Raw genomic sequence first — 24,613 nt, 5'->3', positions numbered from 1 at the left:
GTTCGACAATTTACCACGTATTAGTTCAAATTGTCTGGCAAAAATAGTGGCCCAATCGGCACTCTTGGCAATTGGAATTCTTCAGGATAATCAACATCAACTAGGTACAAACCTGCTGCCTTTGCCGTTGCCCCAGCCTGCTTGCGATCTTTGATCTCTAATAGCTCTTTTATCCACTCTGGATTTTGATCACCACGGCCAACACAAATCAGACTACCCGTGATATTACGAACCATATGATGAACAAATGCATTGGCTTTAATATCGATCACCACATACTGATTATGACGAGTCACGTTGATGTGCATCATATTGCGCCACGGGCTACGTGATTGACAGTGAGTAGCTCTAAAAGAAGTGAAGTCATTTTCTCCCAGCAGGTATTGCGCTGCTTGGTGCATCTTCTTTTCGTCAAGGTCGCCGTGGTAGTGGCTGACACCTGAAGAAAGAATTCCTGGTCGTAATGCACTATTAAAAATGATGTAGCGGTAACGACGCGCTGTGGCAGAAAAACGGGCGTGAAAGGCTTCTGGCACTTCTTTAGCCCAGCGTACAGCGATATCATCAGGCAAGTTAGCATTGACTCCCATCGTCCAAGCGACCATTTTGCGTGTTGCTGTGGTGTCGAAATGAACAACCTGGCCCGTACCATGTACGCCTGCGTCTGTACGTCCAGCACATTGGACTTCGATAGGATGGTTTGCAACGATGCTCAACGCGTGTTCTAGCTTCTCTTGTACGCTTTTAACTTCTCGTTGGCGCTGCCAACCAAAATACTGAGTACCGTTGTATTCAATACCTAAAGCAATTCTCATCAGGGTGTTCTCGTTGAAATTTTGGGCCGAATAATGGGGGCAGAAGTATATACCAAAAAACAAGGGGGCTAAACTGCCCCCTTGTAGAACGAGGTTACTTACCCCTTATTGATGATATCGATAAGGTTTTTTGCTTCTTGGCGGATTTCATCACTACCATCAACAATGGCTTCTTCTAAAAGCTTGATGGCTCCTTGTGAGTCATTCATCTCGATATAGATTTTTGCAAGGTCTAGCTTACCTGCTGCTTCAGCGTTAGCATCGACATCAGTTGCATCACCAATATCGCCAATCACATCAGGGAAGTCATTCAAGCCAACATCTAGTTTCAGCTCGTCATCAACAGATTGTTCTTCTTCAGACTCCACTTCAGCCATTAACTCGTCAATAGTGCGGTAGTTGTTTTCATTGGGGTTAAACTCTTCAAGATCCGATTGCTCTTCCCAGTTTTCTTCAAGAATTTTCGCCTGTTCTGGTGTATTGTCTTGCGACCACACATCCGCCTGGTCTTCAGGAATATCATCTGGAATACTTGCCTGTTGCTCAGGCGAAAGACTAAAGCCATTCCAGTCTTCGCCCATTTCAAGCATCGCATCAATATCCATCCCTGCACTATCAGACGTCGTTGTATCTATTGGCGTCTCGAATGAGAAGTTTGCTGTTTCAGGCTGTTCTTCAGACAGCAATTCATCAAACGCTCTCTCATCATAATCTTGGTGTGCTAATTCGATCTCATCTACTGAAGGTGCAACATTTTCGGAAGGTATTTCGCTTAGTTCAGGTAGCTCTACGGGCTCTAGCTCAAAGTCATCCTGCGCTAACTCATCACTGGTTGGCTCCAAATCTTCGAGAGCATCTTCTTCGTTATATTGAGGAAGATCTGACTCTGCAATTTCAATAGACTCTTCTTCAGATTCAGCGGTAGACGCTTCTAGTTGCGGCTCGTCGGCAACCTCAGCGAGCGCTTCTTCTTCACCAAATTCTGGTAGCTCTAGCTCATCAGGATCGAATGATTCATCTTCTAGCTCAGCAGTAGGAGCTTCTACTTCTGGCTGCAGCTCGTCGGCAACCTCAGCGAGCGCTTCTTCTTCACCAAATTCTGGTAGCTCTAGCTCGTCGAGATCGAATGATTCATCTTCTAGCTCAGCAGTAGGTGCTTCCGCTTGTGGCTGCGGCTCGTCGGCAACTTCAGCGAGCGCTTCTTCTTCACCAAATTCTGGTAGCTCTAGCTCATCAAGATCGAATGATTCATCTTCTAGCTCAGCAGTAGGCGCTTCAACTTCTGGCTGCAGCTCGTCGGCAACCTCAGCGAGCGCTTCTTCTTCACCAAATTCTGGTAGCTCTAGCTCGTCGAGATCGAATGATTCATCTTCTAGCTCAGCAGTAGGTGCTTCCGCTTGTGGCTGCGGCTCGTCGGCAACTTCAGCGAGCGCTTCTTCTTCACCAAACTCTGGTAGCTCTAGCTCATCGAGTTCGAAAGATTCCTCTTCAAGCTCTGCAGTAGGTGCTTCCGCTTCTGGCTGCGGCTCGTCGGCAACCTCAGCGAGCGCTTCTTCTTCACCAAATTCTGGTAGCTCTAGCTCATCAAGAACGAATGACTCATCTTCAAGCTCTACGGCAGGAGCTTCTACTTCTGGCTGCGGCTCGTCGGCAACCTCAGCGAGCGCTTCTTCTTCACCAAATTCTGGTAGCTCTAGCTCATCGAGTTCGAAAGATTCCTCTTCTAGCTCAGCAGTAGGTGCTTCCGCTTCTGGCTGCGGCTCGTCGGCAACCTCAGCGAGCGCTTCTTCTTCACCAAATTCTGGTAACTCTAGCTCATCAAGTTCGAAAGATTCGCCTTCAAGTTCAGCAGTAGGCGCTTCCGCTTCTGGCTGCAGCTCGTCGGCAACCTCAGCGAGCTCATCTTCTTCACCAAATTCTGGTAGCTCTAGCTCATCGAGTTCGAGAGATTCGTCTTCCAGCTCTACGGCAAGAGCTTCTACTTCTGGCTGCGGCTCATCGGCAACCTCAGCGAGCGCTTCTTCTTCACCAAATTCTGGTAGCTCTAGCTCATCGAGTTCGAAAGATTCCTCTTCAAGCTCTACGGCAGGCGCTTCCGATTCTGGCTGCGGCTCGTCGGCAACCTCAGCGAGCGCTTCTTCTTCACCAAATTCTGGTAGCTCTAGCTCATCGAGTTCGAAAGATTCCTCTTCAAGCTCTGCTGTTGATACCTCTGTTTCTGGCTGTGGGTCTTCGGCGACACGCTCTTGAGCTATATCAGGCAAATCTAGCTCTACAGGCTCTTGCACTTCTGGTTCGGCTGGTGCTTGAGAGGCCAAAGTATCTTCTGCTTGAGCTTCTTCAGTTTGAGGCTCATCAATTAACCAATCATCGTCTTGAGGAACACCAAACTCATTTGGGATAGCTTCTGGAATAGATGGTGAAGACTTGGATTCTTCTGAGGTCTCTGGAGTCTCTGGAGTCTCTGGAGCCTCTGGAGCCTCTGGAGCCTCTGGAGCCTCTGGAGCCTCTGGAGCCTCTGGAGCCTCTGGAGCCTCTGGAGCCTCTGGAGCCTCTGGAGCCTCTGGAGCCTCTGGAGCCTCTGGAGCCTCTTCTTTCAGTGTGTCATTTTGCTCTTGCTGCGCAAGCAAATCATCTTCAACAATTGCTTGCTGTTCAGCACCTGAGGTCGCTGACGACTCATTCAAAGAGGCTGAAGATGTCTCTACAACTTGAGCGGGTTCAGACGCCGTGTGTGGACTTTCAACCTCATCAATTGCTGAAGTCAGCCAATCTTCTTCTGGTTCATCTTCACTTGGAGCTTGCTCAGCAACACCTTCATTGGACAGCACGTCTTGACTGTCTACTTCATCGATATCGGTAGGCTCATCAAGTTCGTCTTGAGGATTCTCAAAGTCTTCAATAGCCGTTGTTAGCCAATCGTCTTCATCTTCTTCTGGCTCTGGCTCTGGCTCTGGCTCTGGCTCTGGCTCTGGCTCTGGCTCTGGCTCTGGCTCTGGCTCTGGCTCTGCAAGCATAGCTTGATCGACTTCTGTGTCTAATACAATGTCATCAATAGGATCAACATCGGGAACATCATCAAGCTCTAACTCGTCAAGCAACGGGTCGCCTTCGGGGGCAACACTTAACAGATCATCGATAAAATCTTCGCTAGCAAAGTCCTTATCAGCTGTAGTTTGTGTTTCTGGCTCAACGGCAGATTGTTCAACGGATGGTTCCGTTGCTACCTCAGGCTCCGCCAACTCGTCGCGCTGATCAATTTCAAGTAACTCTTCAAATAAATCCGTTGCGTCATCACCAAGCTCTACGCTTTGCTCTATTTGAGGTTCAGAATCAACCACATCAGCGAGTAAATCAGTACTATCGGCTAAATCAATATCACCTTCTGCTGCATCATCAGCAATTAATTCATCAAGCTCAGAATCTAGGTCTATATCATCAGCAGATTCAGCAATAAATTCATCTAATAGGTCTGTACTTTCTTCAGCAGGCTCATCAACAGCAATTAGCTCATCAAATACGTCACTCTCTTCGACGCTATCTTTTGACAGTTCTTCCGTTTCATCTAGGAGTTCGTCTAATAATTCAGTGCTGTCTTCGCTAACTTGCACGCCTTCTTCATCTAGCAGCGCAGTTTCATCAACCGCATTCGCTTCAAGCGTTTCTAGATCAGCTTGCGCTTCCATCTGGGCAAAGATATCGTCAATTTCGCTATCAGAAGCAAGGCTCGGTTCAGATATATCACTGCTAGATTCGTCACTTAAATCGAAGCTGTCTTCACCTTCATCAAGTAAGCTATCGAAATCTAAGTCTTCGTTGCTGTCATCCTGAGCTTCATTGAATAAGTCGTCCAATAGTGACTGATCAAGCTCATCTGTACCTAACTCTTCAGTGCCACCATCATCAGCGAGCAATGAGTCCAATTCATCTTGAGAAAACTCGCCATCATCTGACAAGTCGAATCCTTCGTCATCCGATTCCTCAATGACGACTTCATCAAGGGCACGCTCCATCTCTTCAAGACCAAGCGCTTTATCATCACCATTAACGCTAATGCCGTTGGAACTCATGTCAACGTCTGCATCAGCGAGCGATTCATCTAAATCACCATCATCACCAATGCCAGCAAACGGATCATCGCTGTCTTCACCTTCAAGGTTAAAGTCGAGATCACCATCATCTAAATCGGCAAAGACGTCTACTTCATCCGGATCGGCCGAGTCGTCGCCAAACAGCTCTTCTTCGTCTTTGTCTGATTCACCAAACAAATCATCATCGAGTAGCAGGTCATCATCAAGGTCTTCGTTGAGGGTCTCTGCCGCAACAGGAGCAACAGGTTGCACAGGCTGCTGCGCAACGGGTGCTGCTTGTGGTTCTTCTTTTGAACGGCGGCCTAACAACATCATAACGATCAGGCCAATTAATAGCCCAGGAATAATCGCAAGTGCTGCCACTAACCAAGTATTCGAGAACAGCTGATCCATCGCAGATGGGGCCATTTTCTGTTCTTCTGCTAAGCGCTGCCGCTCCGCTTCAAGTAGCTTTTCAACTTCAGTCCGAATGCGGTCTTCATCACCGAGTTCATCTTTAAGAACATCCACTTCAGACTGGACATCAGCAAGCATTAGACGCAGTTTATGGTTCTTCTCTTCCAATGCCATTAGTTCTGTTTCAGAAGTCTCAAGCTGGTTTTCGAGTGATTTAACCTGTTTTTGCTTCTCTTGCTCAGCAATCGCTTTTAGATCGCTGTCTTTATCAACCATCTTCTCCTGATTAGTATCAGTGCCCTTGTCTGTAACCTTGAGTGATTCGACAGGTTGAGAGACGGGGGTAACCTGCACTTTTGAGGCTGTCTGCTGTGGTGGCTTAACAGCGGGTGCTTTACCCAAACGCGCTTGGTGAGCTGCCATCACGTTGACAGCTTCCTGAGTAGAGACGGCGCGAACTTGACTCAGTGAAGGAATACGAATCGTACTTTGTGGAATGAGTTCGTGGATATTCTGGTTTTCAAACGCCTGAGGGTTGAGTTGAAAAATGGCATATAGCGTTTGTTGTACAGTGACCGCACGAGAAGGTCGCAATTGAGAGGCAATACTCCACAAAGTTTCTTGTTCTGTGGTCGGGCCATAGAATTGAGAAGGCTCCGCTGTCGCACGCGTATTACGAGTAAGGGGCTCTGAGAATTGGGGAGATGACTGGATCTCACCATTTGGCCCTTTAAGGCGAATGCTCTCCGCGTTTACGATAGTAGTTTGAGTCACGGCAACCATTGCTAGGGGCAACAGTAGACGCTGTAAAATTCGACGCATATAAGGCTCAGCTATGTGCTCAATTAAATTAATGACGATGATCTGTTAAATATATCGGATAAACCACTCAAAACTATAGGTGGAGAGGTAAAAAATGTGTGTCCGGCGCCATATTCGCATTAATCTCACACAATTTTTCAAAATTCGATTAAAAAAGCCTCACACTATGGCGAGGCTTTAGTTGGACAATTATCAACAGTGATTTAATAGTAATCGCGAATCAGAACTTCTGCGATTTGCACTGCATTCGTTGCCGCACCCTTGCGAACGTTGTCTGCCACTACCCACAGGTTTACTCCGCTATGGTGGCTGATATCGTTACGGATACGACCTACCATCACATGATCTTTACCGCCTGCATCGCGAACTTGTGTTGGGAAGTCATCACCATGGAAAACTTCGACACCTTCAGTTTGCTCTAGCAGATTAATCACTTCTTGCGCATCGATTGGTGCACATGTTTCTAGATGGACTGCTTCCGCATGACCATAGAAAACAGGCACACGAACACAGGTAGGGTTTACAGTAATACCTGGATCGTTGAAGATTTTCTGTGTTTCCCAAACCATCTTCATCTCTTCGCGGGTATAACCGTTTTCCATAAACTGATCGATCTGCGGAATACAGTTAAACGCAATTTGCTGTGAAAACTCTTCATTTTCTGCTGGCATACCGTTAAGAAGCTTAGCCGTTTGACCTGCTAACTCATCAATACCCGCTTTGCCTGCACCCGACACTGACTGGTAAGTTGATACATTAATACGCTCAATACCCACTGCATCGTGAATTGGCTTTAAGGCAACCAACATCTGAATCGTTGAGCAGTTTGGGTTAGCGATGATATTGCGGTTACGGAACTCGGCAATCGCTTCAGGGTTCACTTCAGGCACTACAAGTGGAATATCGTACTCGTAGCGGAACTGTGACGTGTTATCAATCACGATAACACCTTCATCTGCAGCGATTGGCGCCCATTTAGCAGATAAATCACCACCTGCGGAAAACAACGCGATATGTGCTTGAGACCAGTCAAACTCTTCTACGTTTTGAACTCGGACAGTTTTACCGTTAAAGCGATAAGTCTTACCTTCACTGCGCTCACTGGCTAAAAGGTAAATCTCACCCACTGGGAATTTGCGCTCTTGCAGCACTTCTATAATTGTTTCGCCGACTGCACCAGTCGCGCCTAAAACTGCAACATTATATTGTTGGCTCATTGACTTACCTCAACCTGAAAACCTAGTTTTGCTAGTGGGGATAGATTGCATGACTCTCCACCGACTAACGTGACTGCACTGTACTCACGACGATCCCAATAGTTTTTACGCATCAGGTCAAACGAACCAGGCTTGCTGATTTCGCGTCGGAATAAGGCGTCATCTTTACGCACATCATAGACTAGCTGCGTGATGTTGTGCAGTGTTGCTTCGTCCCACTCGCGATCTAAAGAGAGCTGTGGAACTGGCGCAATTGGCAGCAAGTCACTAGCATGCGCACGTAATTCATTGTTTAGAAACTCGCAATAGCTATTGAAGATCATTGTCGTACCGCGAGCTTTCCCCTCTAAGCCATAACCTGCGACATGAGGGGTTGCGAATGCTAGCAGAGGCAGAAGCTCCATATCAACCTCTGGCTCAAATTCAAACACATCCAATGCCGCAACGAAGCCATCATTCTTCTGTAAACGCGTTTTTAGTGCAGAGTTATCGACAATAGGGCCACGAGCCGCATTGATTAAAATTTGGTCACCACGTAACGTTTCCAACACTGCTTGATCAATTAGGTGATGCGTAGGGTGCTCACCATCACGTGTGATGGGGGTATGCAGAGTAATAATATCTGCTTGATCCAACAATTCAGACAAAGGAGTAAATTGACGAGAATCCCCTTCAGCTTGTTTAGGTGGATCGTTGATCAACACATTAATGCCGATGCCTTCTAAGCATTTTTGCAGGTAGCTACCGACTTGACCTGCTCCAATAATTCCAACGGTTTTATCAAACACTGAAAAACCATGCAACTGAGCAAGCACCATCATCACGCTGAATGCATACTCAGCAACACCCACTTTGTTACAGCCCGGTGCAGCGGTAAAGTAAATGCCCTTCTCTCTGAGTAGAGCTTGATCGACATGATCCATTCCCGCCGTTGCGGTACCGACAAATTTCAACTTGTTGGCTTTACTAATTAGCTCCGCGTTGACTTTAGTCACCGAGCGAATCATAAGCGCATCAACATCGATTAAGTCATCCGCGGTCAGTGTGCGACCGGATTTTAAAACAACCTCTCCTAGCTGACTAAAAAGCTGTTCAGCATAAGGCATATTTTCATCTACAAGAATTTTCATGGGTTTATCGATTTGGCTTTGAATGGCATTGATTGTGCAAAAAAGGTGAGTCGGTGTCGAGTAATTATCTGATCACCTATTATTCCGATTGGTATTAGATAGAAAAATGCCCGGCACTTGGCCGGGCAATAGTCCAGAACAAAAGGATCTTAACCCGCTCTCCATGGGTTAAAGTCTGCGTCTGTTAGACTAACCTTTATTGCTAAAGGTTAGTCAGCTCTGGAAACTGGATTACCCATTACATGCTGTAATGAGCAAATTCAGTTAGCCTTGGTACTTCTTGATAACTAGCGTAGCGTTTGTGCCACCAAAACCAAAACTGTTTGACATCACTGTCGTCAACTCTGCATCACGCTTCTCAGTCACGATATCTAGACCGTTCGCAGCTTCATCTAACGCTTCAACGTTAATACTTGGTGCGATAAAGCTGTTATCTAACATTAGTGTTGAGTAGATTGCTTCGTGAACGCCTGCTGCACCTAGAGCGTGACCTGTCATCGCTTTAGTTGCTGAAATCGCTGGGCTGTTGTCACCAAATAGCTCTTGAATTGCACCTAGCTCTTTTACGTCACCAACTGGTGTAGATGTGCCGTGCGTGTTTACGTAGTCGATGCTGTCAACGTCTTGCATCGCCATCTTCATACAGCGAACCGCGCCTTCACCCGATGGAGCAACCATGTCGTAGCCATCAGAGGTTGCACCGTAACCTACGATCTCACCGTAGATTTTCGCGCCACGTGCTAGTGCATGTTCAAGCTCTTCGATAACCAACATACCGCCGCCACCAGAGATAACGAAACCGTCACGGTTTGCATCGTAAGTACGAGAGGCTTGATCAGGGGTTTCATTGTATTTAGTTGACAGTGCGCCCATCGCATCAAACATCATAGTTTGAGACCAATCTAGCTCTTCACCACCACCAGCAAATACGATGTCTTGTTTGCCAAGTTGGATAAGCTCCATTGCGTGACCGATACAGTGCGCCGATGTTGCACAAGCCGAACTCATTGAGTAGTTCACACCACGAATTTTAAATGGTGTCGCAAGACACGCAGAAACCGTTGAAGACATAGTACGAGGAACCATGTAAGGACCAACACGTTTTACGCCTTTGGCACGCATTGTATCTGTCGCGACAGTTTGGTTTAGTGCCGATGCACCGCCAGAACCTGCAACAATACCAGTGCGATCATTTGAAACTTGATCGTCTGTTAAACCTGCGTCTTCAATTGCTTGCTGCATTGATAGGTATGCATAAGCAGCCGCATCACCCATAAAGCGCATCTGTTTACGGTCAATGTGCTCTGCTGGGTTGATTTTTAGATCACCCCAAACCTGTGAACGAAGACCTTGTTCTTTAAACTGCTCAGAGGCAGTAATACCAGATTTACCTGCTTTTAGAGACGCTAAAACTTCTTCGACGTTGTTACCGATACTTGAAACAATACCCATACCGGTGATTACGACTCGTTTCATTATGACATTCCTATAATTCAAAAATCCGCTAGATGATAACTAAGATAGCGGGGAAAAGTGGTCAGCTTTCCCTTAAAACCGTACAATTGCAATCATATTATCGCTTTTATTTACATATTTCCGACACTATGACCTCGATTACCAATGCTCAACTAGGCTGGAACGATACAGGTACGCCTGTTTCCGATCAGTTTGATGATGTCTATTTTTCCAATGTGAATGGTCTCGAAGAAACCCGCTACGTGTTTCTGCACCAGAATCATCTCCCACAAAGATGGCAAACCTATGACCAGCGCCGTTTTATTATTGCTGAAACTGGCTTCGGCACTGGCTTGAACTTCCTAGCGGCATGGCAGTGGTTTGATCAATTTAAGCAGCAACACCCGGATGCGCCACTAAAAGAACTCCATTTCGTGAGCTTTGAGAAATATCCACTCAGTCGAGATGATTTGATCAAGGCGCATCAGTCTTGGCCTGAGCTTGCCGAATACGCTGAAAAACTACAAAAGCACTACCCTATCGCGGTTCCTGAGTGTCATAGAGTAGTGCTTGAGGAAGGTGCGATCACCCTCGATTTATGGTTCGGTGATATTAAAGATTGCATGCCAAGAGTGCCTGTCGGGGAAAAAGGAATTGTTGATGCTTGGTTCCTAGATGGTTTTGCCCCGAGCAAGAACCCAGAAATGTGGAATCAGAATTTATTCAATGGCATGGCAAAACTAGCAAGGCAAGATTGTACCTGTGCGACATTTACCGCTGCGGGCTTTGTTCGTAGAGGCTTAATTGAAGCGGGTTTCGAAATGAAGAAAGTCAAAGGTTTTGGCACTAAACGAGATATGATTGCGGGCCATTTACCCAAGCGCCAAACCACCACCAATATTAAGCCTTGGTTCGCGCGAACTCCGGCTAATTCGTCAGGATCCATTGCGATAGTCGGTGGCGGCATTGCCAGTGCGACTTTGGCTAAAATGCTAGTCCGGCGCGGAAAGAAGGTCACTCTGTATTGCCAAGATGCTAAACCTGCTCAGGGGGCCTCAGGTAACCGCCAAGGAGCTGTCTATCCGCTACTTAATGGCGATCACTCGGGAGTTTCTCGTGTATTCGCTCCGGCCTTTCTTTTTGCTCGTCAGTTTGTTGAACAAACAGCCGAGCAGATAACTTTCGATCACGACTGGTGTGGTGTCACCCAGCTAATGTGGGATGAGAAATCGAGCGAGAAATTAGACAGGATGTTAAAGGGCAGTTTTGACCAACAGCTTATTCACCGTCTAGATCAATCGCAAACCAGTGCGACTATCGGACTGCCGATCGATATAGAAAGTGTCCATTATCCACTTGGCGGTTGGCTGTGCCCTGCTGAATTAACTCAAGGTTTAATTACTAAACTTGAGCAAAGCAAATTATTTGATACACGGTTTGAAACCAAGATAGACGCTCTAGATTGGAACGAAGAGACGCAAACTTGGACACTTTTATCCGGTGAAAAAAACTTTACACACTCAACCGTTGTGGTTGCTAATGGACACCAGTTTGACCAGCTAGAACAAACTGCGAAGATTCCCCTTGGTCAGGTAAAAGGTCAGGTTAGTCATATACCGACAACAGACGAACTGTCTCAGCTCAAAACTGTGCTTTGCTACGATGGCTATATGACGCCAGTCAACCTTAACAATGATCATCATTGTATTGGTGCCAGCTACGATCGTTCACATCTGGATACCGAGTTTGACCCACAGGCACAACAGGATAATGGTGACAAACTACACAAATGCATTTCAAACCAAGATTGGCCTAACCAAGTCGATACCTCTGGTAACCTGTCTCGCCAAGGCATTCGTTGCGTAAGCCGAGATCACCTGCCATTTATTGGCAACGTAGGTAAGCTAGAACTAATAAAACAAGTCTATGCTGACATACACAAGAAAAAACCAGCTAAGAACGCAGTAGATGTCCCGAGTTACCCAAATCTATATTGTATGCTGGGATTGGGCTCTAGAGGTTTATGCTCTGCACCTTTACTGGCAGAGACACTTGCTTCGCAGATCTGTGGTGATCCCTTGCCATTGCCAGTTGACGTATTGGAAACGCTTCACCCAAGCAGGATGTGGGTTCGAAAGTTACGTAAGGGCAAAGCAATTACAGAACTTTAAGTACCCCAGATAACAAAACGCTGCCACTCACTTCCAAGTGGTGGCAGCGTTTTTTAATACTCCCCTAATGACTATGCGAGGCTAGCGACGGCTTGTTTAATCTGTTCAGCAATGTCTTGATTGCGGAACTGACCTGTTTCTAAATCAAAGTTGTCGTAGAAACTTGGTACTGAAACTGAAGCTTTCACCTGTGCGCCAAAGTAAGGCGCTGAGCCAGTAGCAGCCGCTAGAACGGTTTGCGCACCACCCGGTCCTGGAGAAGTCGCAAGATATACAACTGGCTTCTCTTGGAAGACGTTACGCTCAATACGTGTAGACCAGTCGAATAGGTTCTTATAAGCAGCTGGATAAGAGCCATTATGTTCAGCAAAAGAGACAACAATCGCATCCGCAGCCGCTAGGTCGGCCAAAAACGCTTTCGCACCTTCTGCCTGGCCAATTGCTTTCTCTACGTCTTCACTAAACATAGGAACTTGATAGTCATTTAAATCGAGAACAGAAATGTCGGCTCCCTCAATCTGATTCGCAGCATATGTCGCTAGAGTCTTGTTAATTGATGTTGAGCTGGTTGATGCTCCAAAGGCTACAATTTTCATAATCTGATTTCCTATTCGTTTCTCGATATGTGCTAAAAAGAATATCCATCGAGCAGAAAAGCAACAACCATAAAAAATTTAAGGGGTTGTTCGAAAAATTCGAACAACCCCTAATTTAAGACCATTTGTGCGAGTCTGATTACGCGTTGTTAACTAACTCAACCCACAGGTCGTTAACTATAGTACGGTCAGCAGGTGTTAATTCGGAGCGTGCGTCATCTAAGCTGGCTTGGATTCGTTCTTTCAACGTTTCGACATCGTTAATGCCTTCTTCTTCACATGCTGCTGCTGACAAAGAAATATGACCTCGTAGATAACCACCAGCAAACAACTCATCATCCGATGCCGATGAAATACGTGCATCAATTAGCTCTAGCAGCTGTTCTTCAAATTCAATAATCATTTTGCGTTAACGCCTAATCAGTTTGCTTCTCAAAAAGAACGCCAAGCTTCTCACATTGAGAATTCCAACGCAAACCCTAGTAATAGCAAGGCTTTCGCGTATGGCACGCCCTGTGCACTTCCTCAAATATTCACCTAAGTTCAGCGAGGAAGAACCAATGCAAATAAAACGCATTGCTCATCAAATAGCTATGGTCGCTGTCGCTTTAAATGGCTCGTCAATGGCTATGGCAGAAATACCTTTTACGGAGTGCCCTACACAGGCATTCTTAATTCAAAATCCGACCGGAACGCCAGTAGCTTATGGTGTTAACATTGATGTCGGTAGCTACATCACTCTAGATTCTAACTTAGGCTTAGATAAGCTAAACGGAGTCGGTTATAGCAAGCATGATGACTTCATCTATGGTTGGGATTACGGTGTTGCCTCGCTTTCTCGAATTGATTCAACCTTTACCAAGACGCTACTGAATGTTTCAAAGCCTGCTGGCGCACCGACTTCAATCTACGTCGGTGACGTTTCTATCGATGAAAATGCCTGGTATGGCTATCGACCAAACTACGGCTTATATCGAATAGATTTGGATAGCTTGGTTATGGAGTTATCTTCTCCACCAAGTCAATTTGGTAACCCCTCCATCTACGATTTAGCGTTCCATCCAGATAACGGATTAGCCTACTCAATCGATGCCAATGGCTATCTATGGCAAATTGATGTCAGCGCAGGTACCTCAACCCGACTAAACCAATTACTCGACAAAAACGTACTTGGCTATCGCCTGACTTTCGGCGCGGTCTACTTTGACGTGGATGGTAACTTCTATGCCAGTAACAACAGTAATGGCTATGTGTTTAAAGTTTCCATCAATGGCACTAGCTCAACGGCCGAGTTCTTTGCTTATGGACCATCAAGTAATTCGAATGACGGTGCTCGCTGTGCTTTAGCGCCTGTCGAGCCTAGCGAGTACACCGATTTCGGTGACGCCCCAGACTCTTACAAAACCACCTTCGCTTCATCAGGTGCTAGACACGGTATGTCTGACCTTAAGCTCGGTGCTTTAGTTGACGGAGAAACCGATGCCAGCCCATACCCACTCAGCGATGACATTTCCGACGGCAGCAATGACGATGACGGCATTCAGTTCCCAGTACCTATTCAAGTAGGTCAAACCAGCAAAATTATTGCGACCGTCTCCGGAGCAACGGATAACTCGGTACTCAATGCTTGGATCGACTTCGATCGCGATGGAGAATTTGAATCTAACGAAATTATCATCAGTGATCAGTTCGTGGATGCCAACACTGGAGACCTCTTCTTCTCAGTACCGACATGGGCGGTTGCAGGAGAAACTTGGGCTCGCTTTCGTGTATCAAATACCTCGGGAATAGGCCCGAGTGGTGGTGTACCTGCGGGGGAGGTAGAAGATTACCTCGTGGATATTACTGAAAGCGGTGTGGTCACTGAGGTTTATCCAAGCGGGGGCGGTTTCACTACTTTTGCCTACGAAGATCAATACCCTCTAGTGGGTGACTATGACATGAACGATGTGTTGATGAACGTTAAGTTTACTGAGTATCAGCTTAACAATCAGGTTATCCGAATTAAAATCGAGGGCAAAGTTGCTGCACTTGGTGGCGATTATCACTCTGGTTTTGCTATTCGCTTACCTGATGTAGATCGCGAAGACATTAAATCTGATTCAGTACAACTCTATGTGAACAATACGCTTCAATCTGGCAGTTTAGAAAGTGACACATCAGACGCGGTATTTATCATCCATACCGATCTTTGGGAGATCATCGAATCAGGCGAAGCGGAAGGCTGTACCATGTTCCGAACGCAGGAGAACTGTGGTACCACTTACCGCCCAACATGGAGCTTAACTTTCTCGCTAGAAAACGCCGTTAACACCGATACTATGCCAAATTTCCCTTACGACCCGTTTATCTTTGCATCTCCAGGTCATTATTACGGTGATGTTGGCTATCAGTTGAGTGGTGGTTACCCGGGGCGCGGTTTAGAGATCCATCTAAAAAATCAAGCCCCCACTAACAAGTTTGACATCCGATACAAGGCTTATGGTTTAGACACCTCTAATGGTGAGACCCATTACCATAATATCAACGGACTACCTTGGGCTATTGAGATTCCAACCACATGGCAGCATCCGCTTGAGCAACACAACATCTTACAAGCCTATTCAAAGTTCGCCGACTTTGCTCAAGATGAGACCGGACTGACTGAATCTACTTGGTACACCATTCCGAACACAAACAGAATTTATGTCGACTAAAGGAGAGAAGATTATGTGGAATTCAAATACAGCAATGCTACTTGGGCTCGCTTTTATCCTTCCTCTCTACGGTTGTGGCGGTGGTGGAGGCGGTGAAGGAGGATCTTCAGGTTCAACTGGCTCTACGGATTCTTCTACACCAGCACCAGCACCAGCACCAGCACCAGCAAGCAACGGTACACCAGTCTCTCTCAGCACACTACAGATTGATCCTGAGAATAGCCTGACATCGATTTACCAAGTAGATGTGGATGTGAGCTTACCTCATTTAGCCTCGTCCCTGGTCTACATCTCTATCTGTGACAATGCTGACGGTAATCTAGAATCCGTGGATTACAACAAATGCTTAGTGAAAGCGGCACTAAAATCAGGAACAGGAAACTACCAGTTGCAGGTACCCAATCATTGTGAGTCACTCATTGCTGTTGTGTCTGTAATGGAACCCAATACCCAGCCTCTTGTGTATACCCTCAATCATAACAATCAGCCTGAAACTAACTGGCTCATCCAGTAACTGAAACCAAACAAGCCGCATCATGCGGCTTGATTTTCATTTCACTGCAAACATCGAGTAGTTTAGCTCAGGGACCTGATAATAAGCTCTTAACGCTTCAGATAGCATTTTGACCCGCAGTGGGATTCCTTGCTCAAAGATCTTACCTACTTCACTATGTACTTTAGCCATAAAGGCTAGACGGTCTGGCTCAAATTCACCATTGAGGTTGTCGCAACTCACTGTAAACGAAAAGCCTGCACTCTTAGAAAGAATCCATTCATAGGCCTGAGGGCGAATCTCGACCTTTTCGAACTCTGCCTGAACTTGCTCAGTACGACCATCAGGTTCATACCAGTAGCCGAAATCTTCCAATAATCGGCGCTTAGGACCTGCAACACACCAGTGAGCAATTTCGTGCATTCCCGAAGCATAAAAACCACGAGCAAAAATAATCCGATGGTATGGTGTTTTTTCATCTGCTGGCAGATAGATTGGCTCGTCACCACCTAGCTCAAGTTTGGTGTTATAGTCAGCCAAAAATGTGTCATTAAAAATACGGATTAAGTCTTGGTAGTCGTGGTTCATAGCTCAGTGGTTAGCGTTTTTATACAGCGGCAAGCATTCTCGCATTTTTAATCGTAATTGCAAATCCACAACTTATATAGTGATATTAGAAATAGTTATCTGAAAGCCGCTTTCGTACCAACAAAATCTCATTCGTCACAGATCACATTTCCCACTACACTCACGCCTTAAATTTATGTGATCTGCCTAACTTTTTGGCCATTTATTGAGAATTCACCATGCTGCTAAGTGTTTTATATATTATCGGTATTACAGCGGAAGCGATGACGGGTGCGCTAAGTGCTGGTCGACGTAAAATGGACTGGTTCGGCGTCATGCTTGTCGCCAGTGCCACAGCTATTGGTGGCGGCACCGTACGTGATATTCTACTTGGCCACTACCCGCTAGGTTGGGTCAAAAATCCAGAGTTTCTTGCCATTACTTGTATTGCAGGTGTTCTTACAACGGGTTTAGCGAGATGGGTCATTAAGCTGAAAGGCTTGTTCATTCGACTTGATGCGCTAGGTCTTATCGTATTTAGTATCATTGGTACTAAAGTAGCTATAGGAATGGGTCACCATGCGCTTATCTGTATGGTTTCTGCATTGGTAACAGGCGTATTTGGCGGTCTATTACGTGATTTGATCTGTCGCCAAACACCACTTGTGCTGCATGAAGAGCTTTATGCTTCTGTGGCGCTTATCGCGTCAGGTATGTACCTACTTCAGCTCGAACTTGGCGTGAACGAAGTAACAGCAACCATTTCTACCTTAATTGTCGGCTATATGCTACGTATGGCCGCTGTCCGATTTAAGTGGCGTTTACCATCATTTCATCTAGAAACCGAAAGTTCTCTTCATTGATATTTGTCACCGCCCTGCTTGTCAGGGCGGTTTTGCATCTACTAGCAAGTTTTTACCCACAAATCACATAGCCACAAACCTTCAACTTAATGTGCACAACTGGTTAATTATCAGCAAGTTAATCCTGTGACCTTTTGCACAATCCCGACGGGCAATTTATCTTACTCTTACCGCCAACAAGGAAAAGTTCAGGCCTTTGCCCTCTCTGCCCAACCTTTCCTTTTTCCTCTAATTAATAAGCTGAAAGGTCTAACGATGAAAAATAGACTAGGTCTTACCCTCTCTATACTTGCACTTACCCTATCTGGGTGTAGCTCTTTATCCACACCAAACGCTTCGCAACAACTATCTACACTGCTTGATGAATACAGCTCTGAATCCAAGTCACTAGATAGCTCGCATTTTGGTATCATTAATGACCAAATGGCCGCAGCAAAACAAACTCTTGATAGGCTCTACCTAAGCAAACTGCTCGACATTAATCGCGATGCACTATCGGATGAAGATAAGGTTTACTACGACACATTTCGTTTTGACCGCAACATCTCTATCCGTGGAGCCAGCTTTGCCAATGCTCGATTTGGTAACCTAGATGTACCTGTCACCCATTTCTACAACTATATCCAGTGGAATGCCGAAGAAGCAGGCGCTGCTCTCGATACCGATATAGATGAGACGAAGACATATCAAGATCAACTTGAAACACTTCAAGAGTATACCGCCTGGGTCAACAACCTACGCAGTCAATACCAACTTGCCACATTAGAAGGTATACAATTGCCTACGGTTCTTGCCGAACGGTTATATCAAAGTAGTGTGGATGCGATTAGCTATGATGATTTCTCTATTCTCAAGGTCGGCCTGAATGATCTAAAGATTCAGCCAGAGTACAGCGACAAGTTTGTAGAGCAATATGCTAAGGAAGTCGACAAAGCGCAACTCGCAACACAAAAGCTACTCGCTTACCTTCACGGACAGTACACTAAAACTGCGCGTGGCGATGGCCAGCTTACCGACACAAACATCGGTTGGGGAGATCTACCTAACGGACAAAGCTGGTATCAGTGGCATTTAGATAGAAACAGTACAACAGGAAAATCCGCCGCAGAGTTACATCGTTTAGGCGAACAGCTCGTAACTGATGCCAAGGCCGAAATGATTCGCGTCGCCAAACTGGTCGTCAGTAAACGAGGCTCAATTGTCGAAGCTGATTACCGTAACCCTCTCACCAATCGAGTTTCGAAACGTACCTTCGAGCTAACTACCGACTCTGGAAACATTAATCTTGAGGAGTTTTTCAAATACCTCAACAGTGAACAGTTTTTCTTTGGCCGAGATGGCCAGATAGTCAGCAACCATCAATATGCCGAGGTATGTAATCAAGCTTCAACTCCAGCAGCATGTGAAAGTGCGCTAACCGATTACTATCCGTTCAAGATTAACGCCAATGATGTCGTGAGTCGCTACTTTAAACCAATAGCAACAGACTACACCATTGAGCCAGCCCCAGCAGAAGATGAACTCTATGCGGGCGTCGCCTCATACGATGACAATACCTTCACACTAAATACTCATCCCGACTACAGCTTACAAAAATGGAATGTCTCTACTCTGCTACTTCATGAAGCCGCCCCTGGACACCACTTCCAAAACGCCTATGCGCAAGAGTACCCACCTGCCAAGATACCTGAATATATGAAAGATATTTGGTACACCGCCTATGGTGAAGGCTGGGCGCTCTATACTGAGTGGCTAGGTTTGGAGATGGGTATCTACGGCGAGTTAGATGATCAAGGAAAGCCCACCTTTGTTAAAGGGACAGGCATGTGTGCACCTAATGCTGATTATAGTCAACTACAAGGGGGGATATACCAAGATGAGCAAGAGTGTAACGCCCTGCAATACTTCGGTAGCCTTAATGAAGCACAGCTACGCAATATGCGCCTAGCCATTGATACGGGTATTCATAGCAAAGGCTGGAGCATCCAGCAAGCTCGTGATTACATGAAGGCTAACTCAGCACTCGGGGATGGTGACATAGAATCGGAAAGCTTCCGCTATGCAGCCTATGTTGGGCAAGCCGTTTCGTATAAGTCAGGATACTTAGTAATCAAAGAGTTACTGAACAAAGCACGGGCTGAATTAGGTGATAAGTTTGACTACGCAGAATTTCATGACCACCTTCTGCGCTACGGGCAACAGCCGATGGAAGTGGTGCGCGAAAACATCAATAACTGGATAACGTCGAAAAAGTAAAGATAGAAAATGGGCTTGGTACTACCAAGCCCATTTAAATTAGTTGATCGCTTCTATTATCGCGATGTCTCTCTCTAGAGCCAGTTTTTCATGACCAGTGGCTGAGGCAAGTTTGCTTTGACGAATTTGCAACGCTTCTTTCGTTGCTTGGTCATTGGCAAACTTAAGCCCTTTGACATTGATTGAAGCAATATTGGTATATCTTCCATCTTCACTGCTTGGTACAGATACTTTCCCTTCATTGATCAAAGCCTTAACGATTTCTCGTTCTTTGTCGTAGCTATCATCCATGCCCACTAGCTGCCAACGCTTTTGCGGCTTGCTTTGGTAATGACCTTTTTTCTGTTCAGTCAAATAGCGGATGGTTAAGTTGCGAATCGTACCTTCTTCTTCACCATACACCGCTTTCGAATCTGACAACACTTTAAAGTCACGACCTTCAAGTACTCCGCCTTGCTTGGTCAAGTGGCCCATACGATAGCTATTCATACCTAGTCGAATCGCCGTCTCATCTTTAACAGGGGTTCCATCTGCGAACTTAAGATCTGTGATTCGTTGACCTTTCGGTTGGGTTAAATCGATCTTATAGGTTACACCTGCAAAAAAGTCGTTCGTCGAGTATTTTGATGCGCGACGCTCTGGGTCAAAGCTGTAAGTCACATCACCGGGCTTCACCGAATTAAAGTACCCTGCTGACCACTCCATGTAAGTCTTAAGGTCTTTACCTGTCATCTCATAAACGGTAATTTCGCCACCTGCATACTGATAGTTGTAGGCGATGTCTTTGGCCTTAATTGTCCCAACATTAAGCTGCGCTTTATCGTTGTCAATTTGTAGAGCAATCACATTTGCTTTCGGTGAGTAATAGAAGCTCGCTTCTTGGTACAAGGCACTTATCCCCGTATCTTGCACGTGAACCTGCGGAATTCCGCGAATTTCATTTTCCGGGACTAGGTCAACACCTTTTAGCTCAGCGATTGGACGGTTAGCCATCTCTCTTAAGCGCTTGTGGTATGGCTGATACAACTCTTCCATTTTTTCGTCTGAGACAATGCCATCTATTTTATAAGTAAAGCTGTCTTTGTTGACTAAGGTGTATTGCCCATCACGTTCTTCAAACTGGAGATCAACCCGCGAGAGTGCACGTCCATACTTATCCGGCTCCGTAACAATAACGCCATTGACGACAGCCTTATCAATGCGTGTATGCATATGGCCAGCGACGATTGCATCTAGCTCTGGGTTGATATTGGCAATATCTGTAACGCCCGTATCAGCAATGTCATTTTCATTATCAATCCCCATGTGCGCGACGAGCACTAGCGCATCAACTTGATCATCCAACTTTTTAATGATCTTTTTCACTTCGAGGCTAGGGTTAGTAAATGTCATACCATCTAAACGGTTAGTACCTTTGGCAAACACTTCCGTCATTGGAGTATCCATACCAATCACACCAATTTTTATGCCGCCACGCTCGACAATTGTGTAGCCTGGTAGGAATCGGTTACCGTCTGGGCGCTTAATGTTGCCAGCTAAACTTTGACCTTTAAACTGTCTAAGAGAACGATTGAGCACACTGACGCCAAAATCAAATTCATGGTTACCCAAGACCCAAACGTCATAATCCATCTCATTAAAGCCAAGCATCATAGGATCAATCGGTTCATCTTTGAAGGTTTCTACAAAGTTGCCTTGAATCGTATCGCCCGCATCTACCAAGATGACATTAGACTCTTCTTGACGAATATCCTTAACTTTTGTCGCAATTTGGCTAAGGCTTCCACGCATGTTGAGTTTATCCGCGGCGTAGTCCCATGGCATAAAGTGACCATGGATATCAGATGTACCTAAGATGGTAACCTGATGAATGTCTCCATCTGCGGCGAATGTAGGAAAAGAGAGGAAAAAGGGGATTGCACAAGATAACAGCTTCTTGTTCATTTTTTATTCACCTAGTTGTTAATAAACCAGGCGGATACTAGTATAAAGGCGGACATATATGTGTGATTTCTGTCATTACAACAGATAACTTGACCTTACTATTACAAATAAAATTGTGACATATATCACCACGAGACTTTAGCATTTAGCCTACCAATAGATAGCCTTCATATTTATTGACACACATACTAAACGGCCTCCATAAATGGAGGCCGTTTTCAAATCTTTGGTTGATTAAATCTTTGGTGTTTCTGTCATCACACCTTGATTTTGACCGCGATGACGAAGCAGATGATCCAATACCACAATCGCTAACATGGCTTCAGCAATAGGTACTGCGCGAATACCCACACATGGGTCATGACGACCTTTAGTGATCAGTTGCGTTGGCTCACCCTGTTTAGTGATGGTTTCACCTGGCACAGTAATACTTGAAGTCGGCTTTAGCGCAATATTCGCCACGATATCTTGACCTGTAGAAATACCGCCTAAGATGCCACCAGCGTGGTTGCTGGCAAAACCGTCTGGAGTTAGCTCATCTCTGTGCTCGCTGCCCTTTTGGTTTACAACATCGAATCCGTCACCAATCTCAACACCTTTCACCGCATTGATGCTCATCAGCGCATGAGCTATATCTGCGTCTAGGCGGTCAAATACTGGTTCACCCAGACCAACAGGAACATTGGTCGCAACCACTTGAAGCTTGGCACCAATAGAGTCACCTTGCTTTTTCAGATCACGAATAAGTTGATCAAATGCGTCTACCTTGTCAGCATCTGGGCAGAAGAATGCATTGTTTTCAATCTCGTCCCAATCCACTTTCTCAATTGAAACATCACCCATTTGAGAAAGATAAGCACGGATTTCAACGCCGAATTCTTGCTTAAGATATTTCTTAGCAACAGAACCCGCGGCAACACGCATTGCGGTTTCACGCGCAGAAGAGCGACCACCACCTCGGTAATCACGCACCCCATACTTTTGATGGTAAGTGTAATCCGCGTGGCCCGGACGGAATTTGTCTTTAATTTCTGAATAGTCTTTCGAGCGTTGATCGGTATTTTCAATCAACAGACCAATTGAAGTACCCGTTGTTTTACCTTCAAATACGCCAGATAGAATCTTTACTTCATCCGGTTCGCGGCGTTGAGTGGTATAACGAGAAGTGCCTGGGCGACGGCGATCCAAATCAACTTGAATATCCGCTTCAGTGATTTCTAAACCCGGAGGGCATCCGTCAACGATACATCCTAGTGCGATACCGTGACTTTCTCCGAATGTGGTGACTCGAAAATGTTGTCCGATACTGTTTCCTGCCATTACTTCCTCAATCCTATGTACCCGTAAACTGGGCTTTACACTTCAATTCTTCGTAAATTCATAGTCGCTTTATTACGGTTTGATGTAAACCCCTAAAAAGGATCTATTTTGTTTTTTAACCCGCATAAAAAACGCCAAGCAACATCTGCTTAGCGTTTCGTTAAAACCATCGAATAGAAGAGTTAGTCTTTGTAGATAGAAAACTCCGCTGCATGTTCTAACATCTGTTCGCGAGTCAGCATAAACACGCCGTGTCCGCCGTTTTCGAACTCAATCCAAGTAAATGGAATGTGTGGGTATTGCTCCATCATATGAACCATAGAGTTGCCCACTTCACAGATAAGAATACCGTTGTTTGTCAGGTAGTCTGGTGCGTTGGCCAAAATGCGGCGAACTAATTTCAGACCATCTGTACCTGCTGCAAGACCCAATTCCGGCTCATGAGTGAATTCATCCGGCAAGCTATTCATGTCTTCTTCATCCACGTACGGTGGGTTAGACACGATGATGTTGTACTTCTCTTTTGGTAGATCACGGAATAGGTCAGAACGGATAGGGAAAACTTGTTGCTCCATCCCATGATCTTGCACGTTCTGCTCCGCAACTTGAAGGGCATCGGTTGAGATATCAATGGCATCAACTTCTGCTTCTGGGAAGGCATGAGCACAAGCGATAGCAATACAACCACTGCCTGTACACAAGTCCATAATACGTGCAGGCTCGTCAATTAACCAAGGCTGGAACTCTGCTTGAATCAACTCACCAATTGGCGAGCGTGGCACTAATACGCGCTCATCAACGAAGAACTCTAAGCCGCAGAACCAAGCGCGGTTAGTCAGGTAGGCTGTTGGAGTACGCTCGTTAATGCGCTTTACAACACGCTCAACGATGCGCATGCGTTCACTAGTCGTTAAACGTGAGTTCAATACATGCGGAGGCACATCAATTGGCAAGTACAACGTTGGTAGGATTAGCTGAACCGCTTCATCCCATGCGTTGTCAGTACCGTGACCGTAAAATAGGTTCGCGGCGTTGAAACGGCTCACTGTCCAACGAATCATATCTTGAAGCGTGTGAAGTTCTGAAACTGCTTCTTCTACAAAAATCTTATCCAAAATTGCCTCCGAAAAGCGCTACAATACTGCTAATTGCATTTATACATATTTACTAATTAGTCCCATGAGCAAAAAAGACACCGATACAGATGATGACTTCGCCCTTTTTAGGGATGCAGTACAAGGCGTAAAAAAGTTGTCACAGGATACCATAGTCCAGCAACCAAAAAAAAATACTAAGCAAAAAGAAATTACCCGCACCGCCCGTGAAGCAAGCGATACCGAGTTTTACTTTTCTGATGAGTTTGTACCACTTCTCAATGAAGATGGCCCAACCCGCTATGCTCGTGATGACGTTTCCCATTATGAAGTAAAACGCCTGCGCCGTGGCGTATATGTTCCTGATGTGTTTTTAGATATGCACGGTATGACTCAGCAAGAAGCCAAACGTGAACTCGGCGCGATGATCGCTTATTGCATTAAAAACGAAATCTCATGTGCCTGTGTCCAGCACGGAATTGGTAAACATATTCTTAAGCAAAAAGCCCCATTATGGCTTGCTCAGCACCCTGACGTTATGGCTTTTCACCAAGCTCCATTAGAATTTGGTGGTGATGGCGCGCTATTGGTTCTGCTTTCGATACCTGAGAAGTAGAAGGCTGGAGAGCTGGAGAAGTTTTCGAGGGCTGACGCTTAGTGTCAGCCCTTTTATTCCAACAAGTTGAC

17 protein-coding genes are annotated in these 24,613 nt (G+C 45.7%); 6 read left to right on the top strand and 11 right to left on the bottom strand.

Annotated elements, in window-relative coordinates; genetic code table 11:
- Positions 1 to 20 precede the first annotated feature (20 nt).
- From truA to fabB, 5 genes are all read right to left on the bottom strand, one after another.
- Positions 21 to 815, bottom strand: coding sequence for a tRNA pseudouridine(38-40) synthase TruA (gene truA / locus ZX61_RS21825; protein WP_049846687.1), 795 nt, complete (start codon positions 813 to 815; stop codon positions 21 to 23).
- A 98-nt stretch (positions 816 to 913) separates the two neighbouring features.
- Positions 914 to 6,124, bottom strand: a complete 5,211-nt coding sequence (locus tag ZX61_RS24410) for a FimV/HubP family polar landmark protein (RefSeq protein ID WP_049846686.1) — start codon at positions 6,122 to 6,124, stop codon at positions 914 to 916.
- 203 nt (positions 6,125 to 6,327) lie between these two features.
- Complete coding sequence (locus ZX61_RS21815; protein WP_049846685.1) at positions 6,328 to 7,341, bottom strand: aspartate-semialdehyde dehydrogenase; 1,014 nt, start codon at positions 7,339 to 7,341, stop codon at positions 6,328 to 6,330.
- Positions 7,338 to 8,471, bottom strand: coding sequence for a 4-phosphoerythronate dehydrogenase (locus tag ZX61_RS21810; protein WP_049846684.1), 1,134 nt, complete (start codon positions 8,469 to 8,471; stop codon positions 7,338 to 7,340). The genes ZX61_RS21815 and ZX61_RS21810 overlap by 4 nt, the downstream gene beginning before the upstream one ends.
- 264 nt (positions 8,472 to 8,735) lie before the next feature.
- Positions 8,736 to 9,947, bottom strand: coding sequence for a beta-ketoacyl-ACP synthase I (gene fabB / locus ZX61_RS21805; RefSeq protein WP_049846683.1), 1,212 nt, complete (start codon positions 9,945 to 9,947; stop codon positions 8,736 to 8,738).
- Positions 9,948 to 10,075: 128 nt separating this feature from the next.
- Between fabB and mnmC the strand changes: the two genes are divergently transcribed.
- Entirely contained in the window at positions 10,076 to 12,097 is a 2,022-nt protein-coding gene (gene mnmC / locus ZX61_RS21800) for a bifunctional tRNA (5-methylaminomethyl-2-thiouridine)(34)-methyltransferase MnmD/FAD-dependent 5-carboxymethylaminomethyl-2-thiouridine(34) oxidoreductase MnmC (protein WP_049846682.1), read from the top strand.
- 71 nt (positions 12,098 to 12,168) lie between these two features.
- Here mnmC and ZX61_RS21795 read toward each other — a convergent pair whose 3' ends face one another.
- Entirely contained in the window at positions 12,169 to 12,693 is a 525-nt protein-coding gene (locus ZX61_RS21795; RefSeq protein ID WP_049846681.1) for an NADPH-dependent FMN reductase, read from the bottom strand.
- A 139-nt stretch (positions 12,694 to 12,832) separates the two neighbouring features.
- Positions 12,833 to 13,096, bottom strand: a complete 264-nt coding sequence (locus tag ZX61_RS21790; RefSeq protein ID WP_049846680.1) for a YfcL family protein — start codon at positions 13,094 to 13,096, stop codon at positions 12,833 to 12,835.
- A gap of 157 nt (positions 13,097 to 13,253) precedes the next feature.
- Here ZX61_RS21790 and ZX61_RS21785 point away from each other — a divergent pair, with 157 nt between their 5' ends.
- Both ZX61_RS21785 and ZX61_RS21780 read left to right on the top strand, forming a co-directional pair.
- On the top strand, positions 13,254 to 15,389 hold the full coding sequence (locus ZX61_RS21785) for an LruC domain-containing protein (RefSeq protein WP_049847000.1): 2,136 nt from the start codon (positions 13,254 to 13,256) through the stop codon (positions 15,387 to 15,389).
- Positions 15,390 to 15,402: 13 nt separating this feature from the next.
- Positions 15,403 to 15,903: a hypothetical protein gene (locus tag ZX61_RS21780; RefSeq protein ID WP_049846679.1), complete on the top strand. Its 501-nt coding sequence runs from the start codon at positions 15,403 to 15,405 to the stop codon at positions 15,901 to 15,903.
- A gap of 36 nt (positions 15,904 to 15,939) precedes the next feature.
- On the opposite strand, the gene ZX61_RS21775 is transcribed toward ZX61_RS21780, so the two are convergent.
- Positions 15,940 to 16,470, bottom strand: coding sequence for an elongation factor P hydroxylase (locus ZX61_RS21775; protein WP_049846678.1), 531 nt, complete (start codon positions 16,468 to 16,470; stop codon positions 15,940 to 15,942).
- Positions 16,471 to 16,688: 218 nt separating this feature from the next.
- Here ZX61_RS21775 and ZX61_RS21770 point away from each other — a divergent pair, with 218 nt between their 5' ends.
- Both ZX61_RS21770 and ZX61_RS21765 read left to right on the top strand, forming a co-directional pair.
- Positions 16,689 to 17,312 carry a trimeric intracellular cation channel family protein gene (locus tag ZX61_RS21770; protein WP_049846677.1) on the top strand — a complete coding sequence of 208 codons (624 nt, stop codon included), beginning with the start codon at positions 16,689 to 16,691 and terminating at the stop codon, positions 17,310 to 17,312.
- Positions 17,313 to 17,567: 255 nt separating this feature from the next.
- Positions 17,568 to 19,568: a DUF885 domain-containing protein gene (locus tag ZX61_RS21765; RefSeq protein WP_049846676.1), complete on the top strand. Its 2,001-nt coding sequence runs from the start codon at positions 17,568 to 17,570 to the stop codon at positions 19,566 to 19,568.
- Between the two features lie 39 nt (positions 19,569 to 19,607).
- Here the strand turns inward: ZX61_RS21765 and ZX61_RS21760 are convergent, their stop codons facing one another.
- The 3 genes from ZX61_RS21760 to prmB form a co-directional block, all read right to left on the bottom strand.
- Entirely contained in the window at positions 19,608 to 21,512 is a 1,905-nt protein-coding gene (locus ZX61_RS21760; RefSeq protein ID WP_049846675.1) for a bifunctional metallophosphatase/5'-nucleotidase, read from the bottom strand.
- A gap of 234 nt (positions 21,513 to 21,746) precedes the next feature.
- Positions 21,747 to 22,832, bottom strand: coding sequence for a chorismate synthase (gene aroC / locus ZX61_RS21755; protein ID WP_049846674.1), 1,086 nt, complete (start codon positions 22,830 to 22,832; stop codon positions 21,747 to 21,749).
- Between the two features lie 182 nt (positions 22,833 to 23,014).
- Entirely contained in the window at positions 23,015 to 23,947 is a 933-nt protein-coding gene (gene prmB / locus ZX61_RS21750) for a 50S ribosomal protein L3 N(5)-glutamine methyltransferase (protein ID WP_049846673.1), read from the bottom strand.
- 64 nt (positions 23,948 to 24,011) lie between these two features.
- On the opposite strand from prmB, the gene smrB reads away from it, so the two are divergent.
- Entirely contained in the window at positions 24,012 to 24,542 is a 531-nt protein-coding gene (gene smrB, locus ZX61_RS21745) for an endonuclease SmrB (protein ID WP_049846672.1), read from the top strand.
- Positions 24,543 to 24,613: the final 71 nt, after the last annotated feature.

The sequence above is a fragment of the Vibrio sp. VPAP30 genome, from assembly GCF_001188205.1.
GTDB lineage: Bacteria > Pseudomonadota > Gammaproteobacteria > Enterobacterales > Vibrionaceae > Vibrio > Vibrio bivalvicida.
The sequence above is the reverse complement of the archived record's forward strand: the minus strand, read 5'-3'. Positions and strand labels throughout refer to the sequence as shown.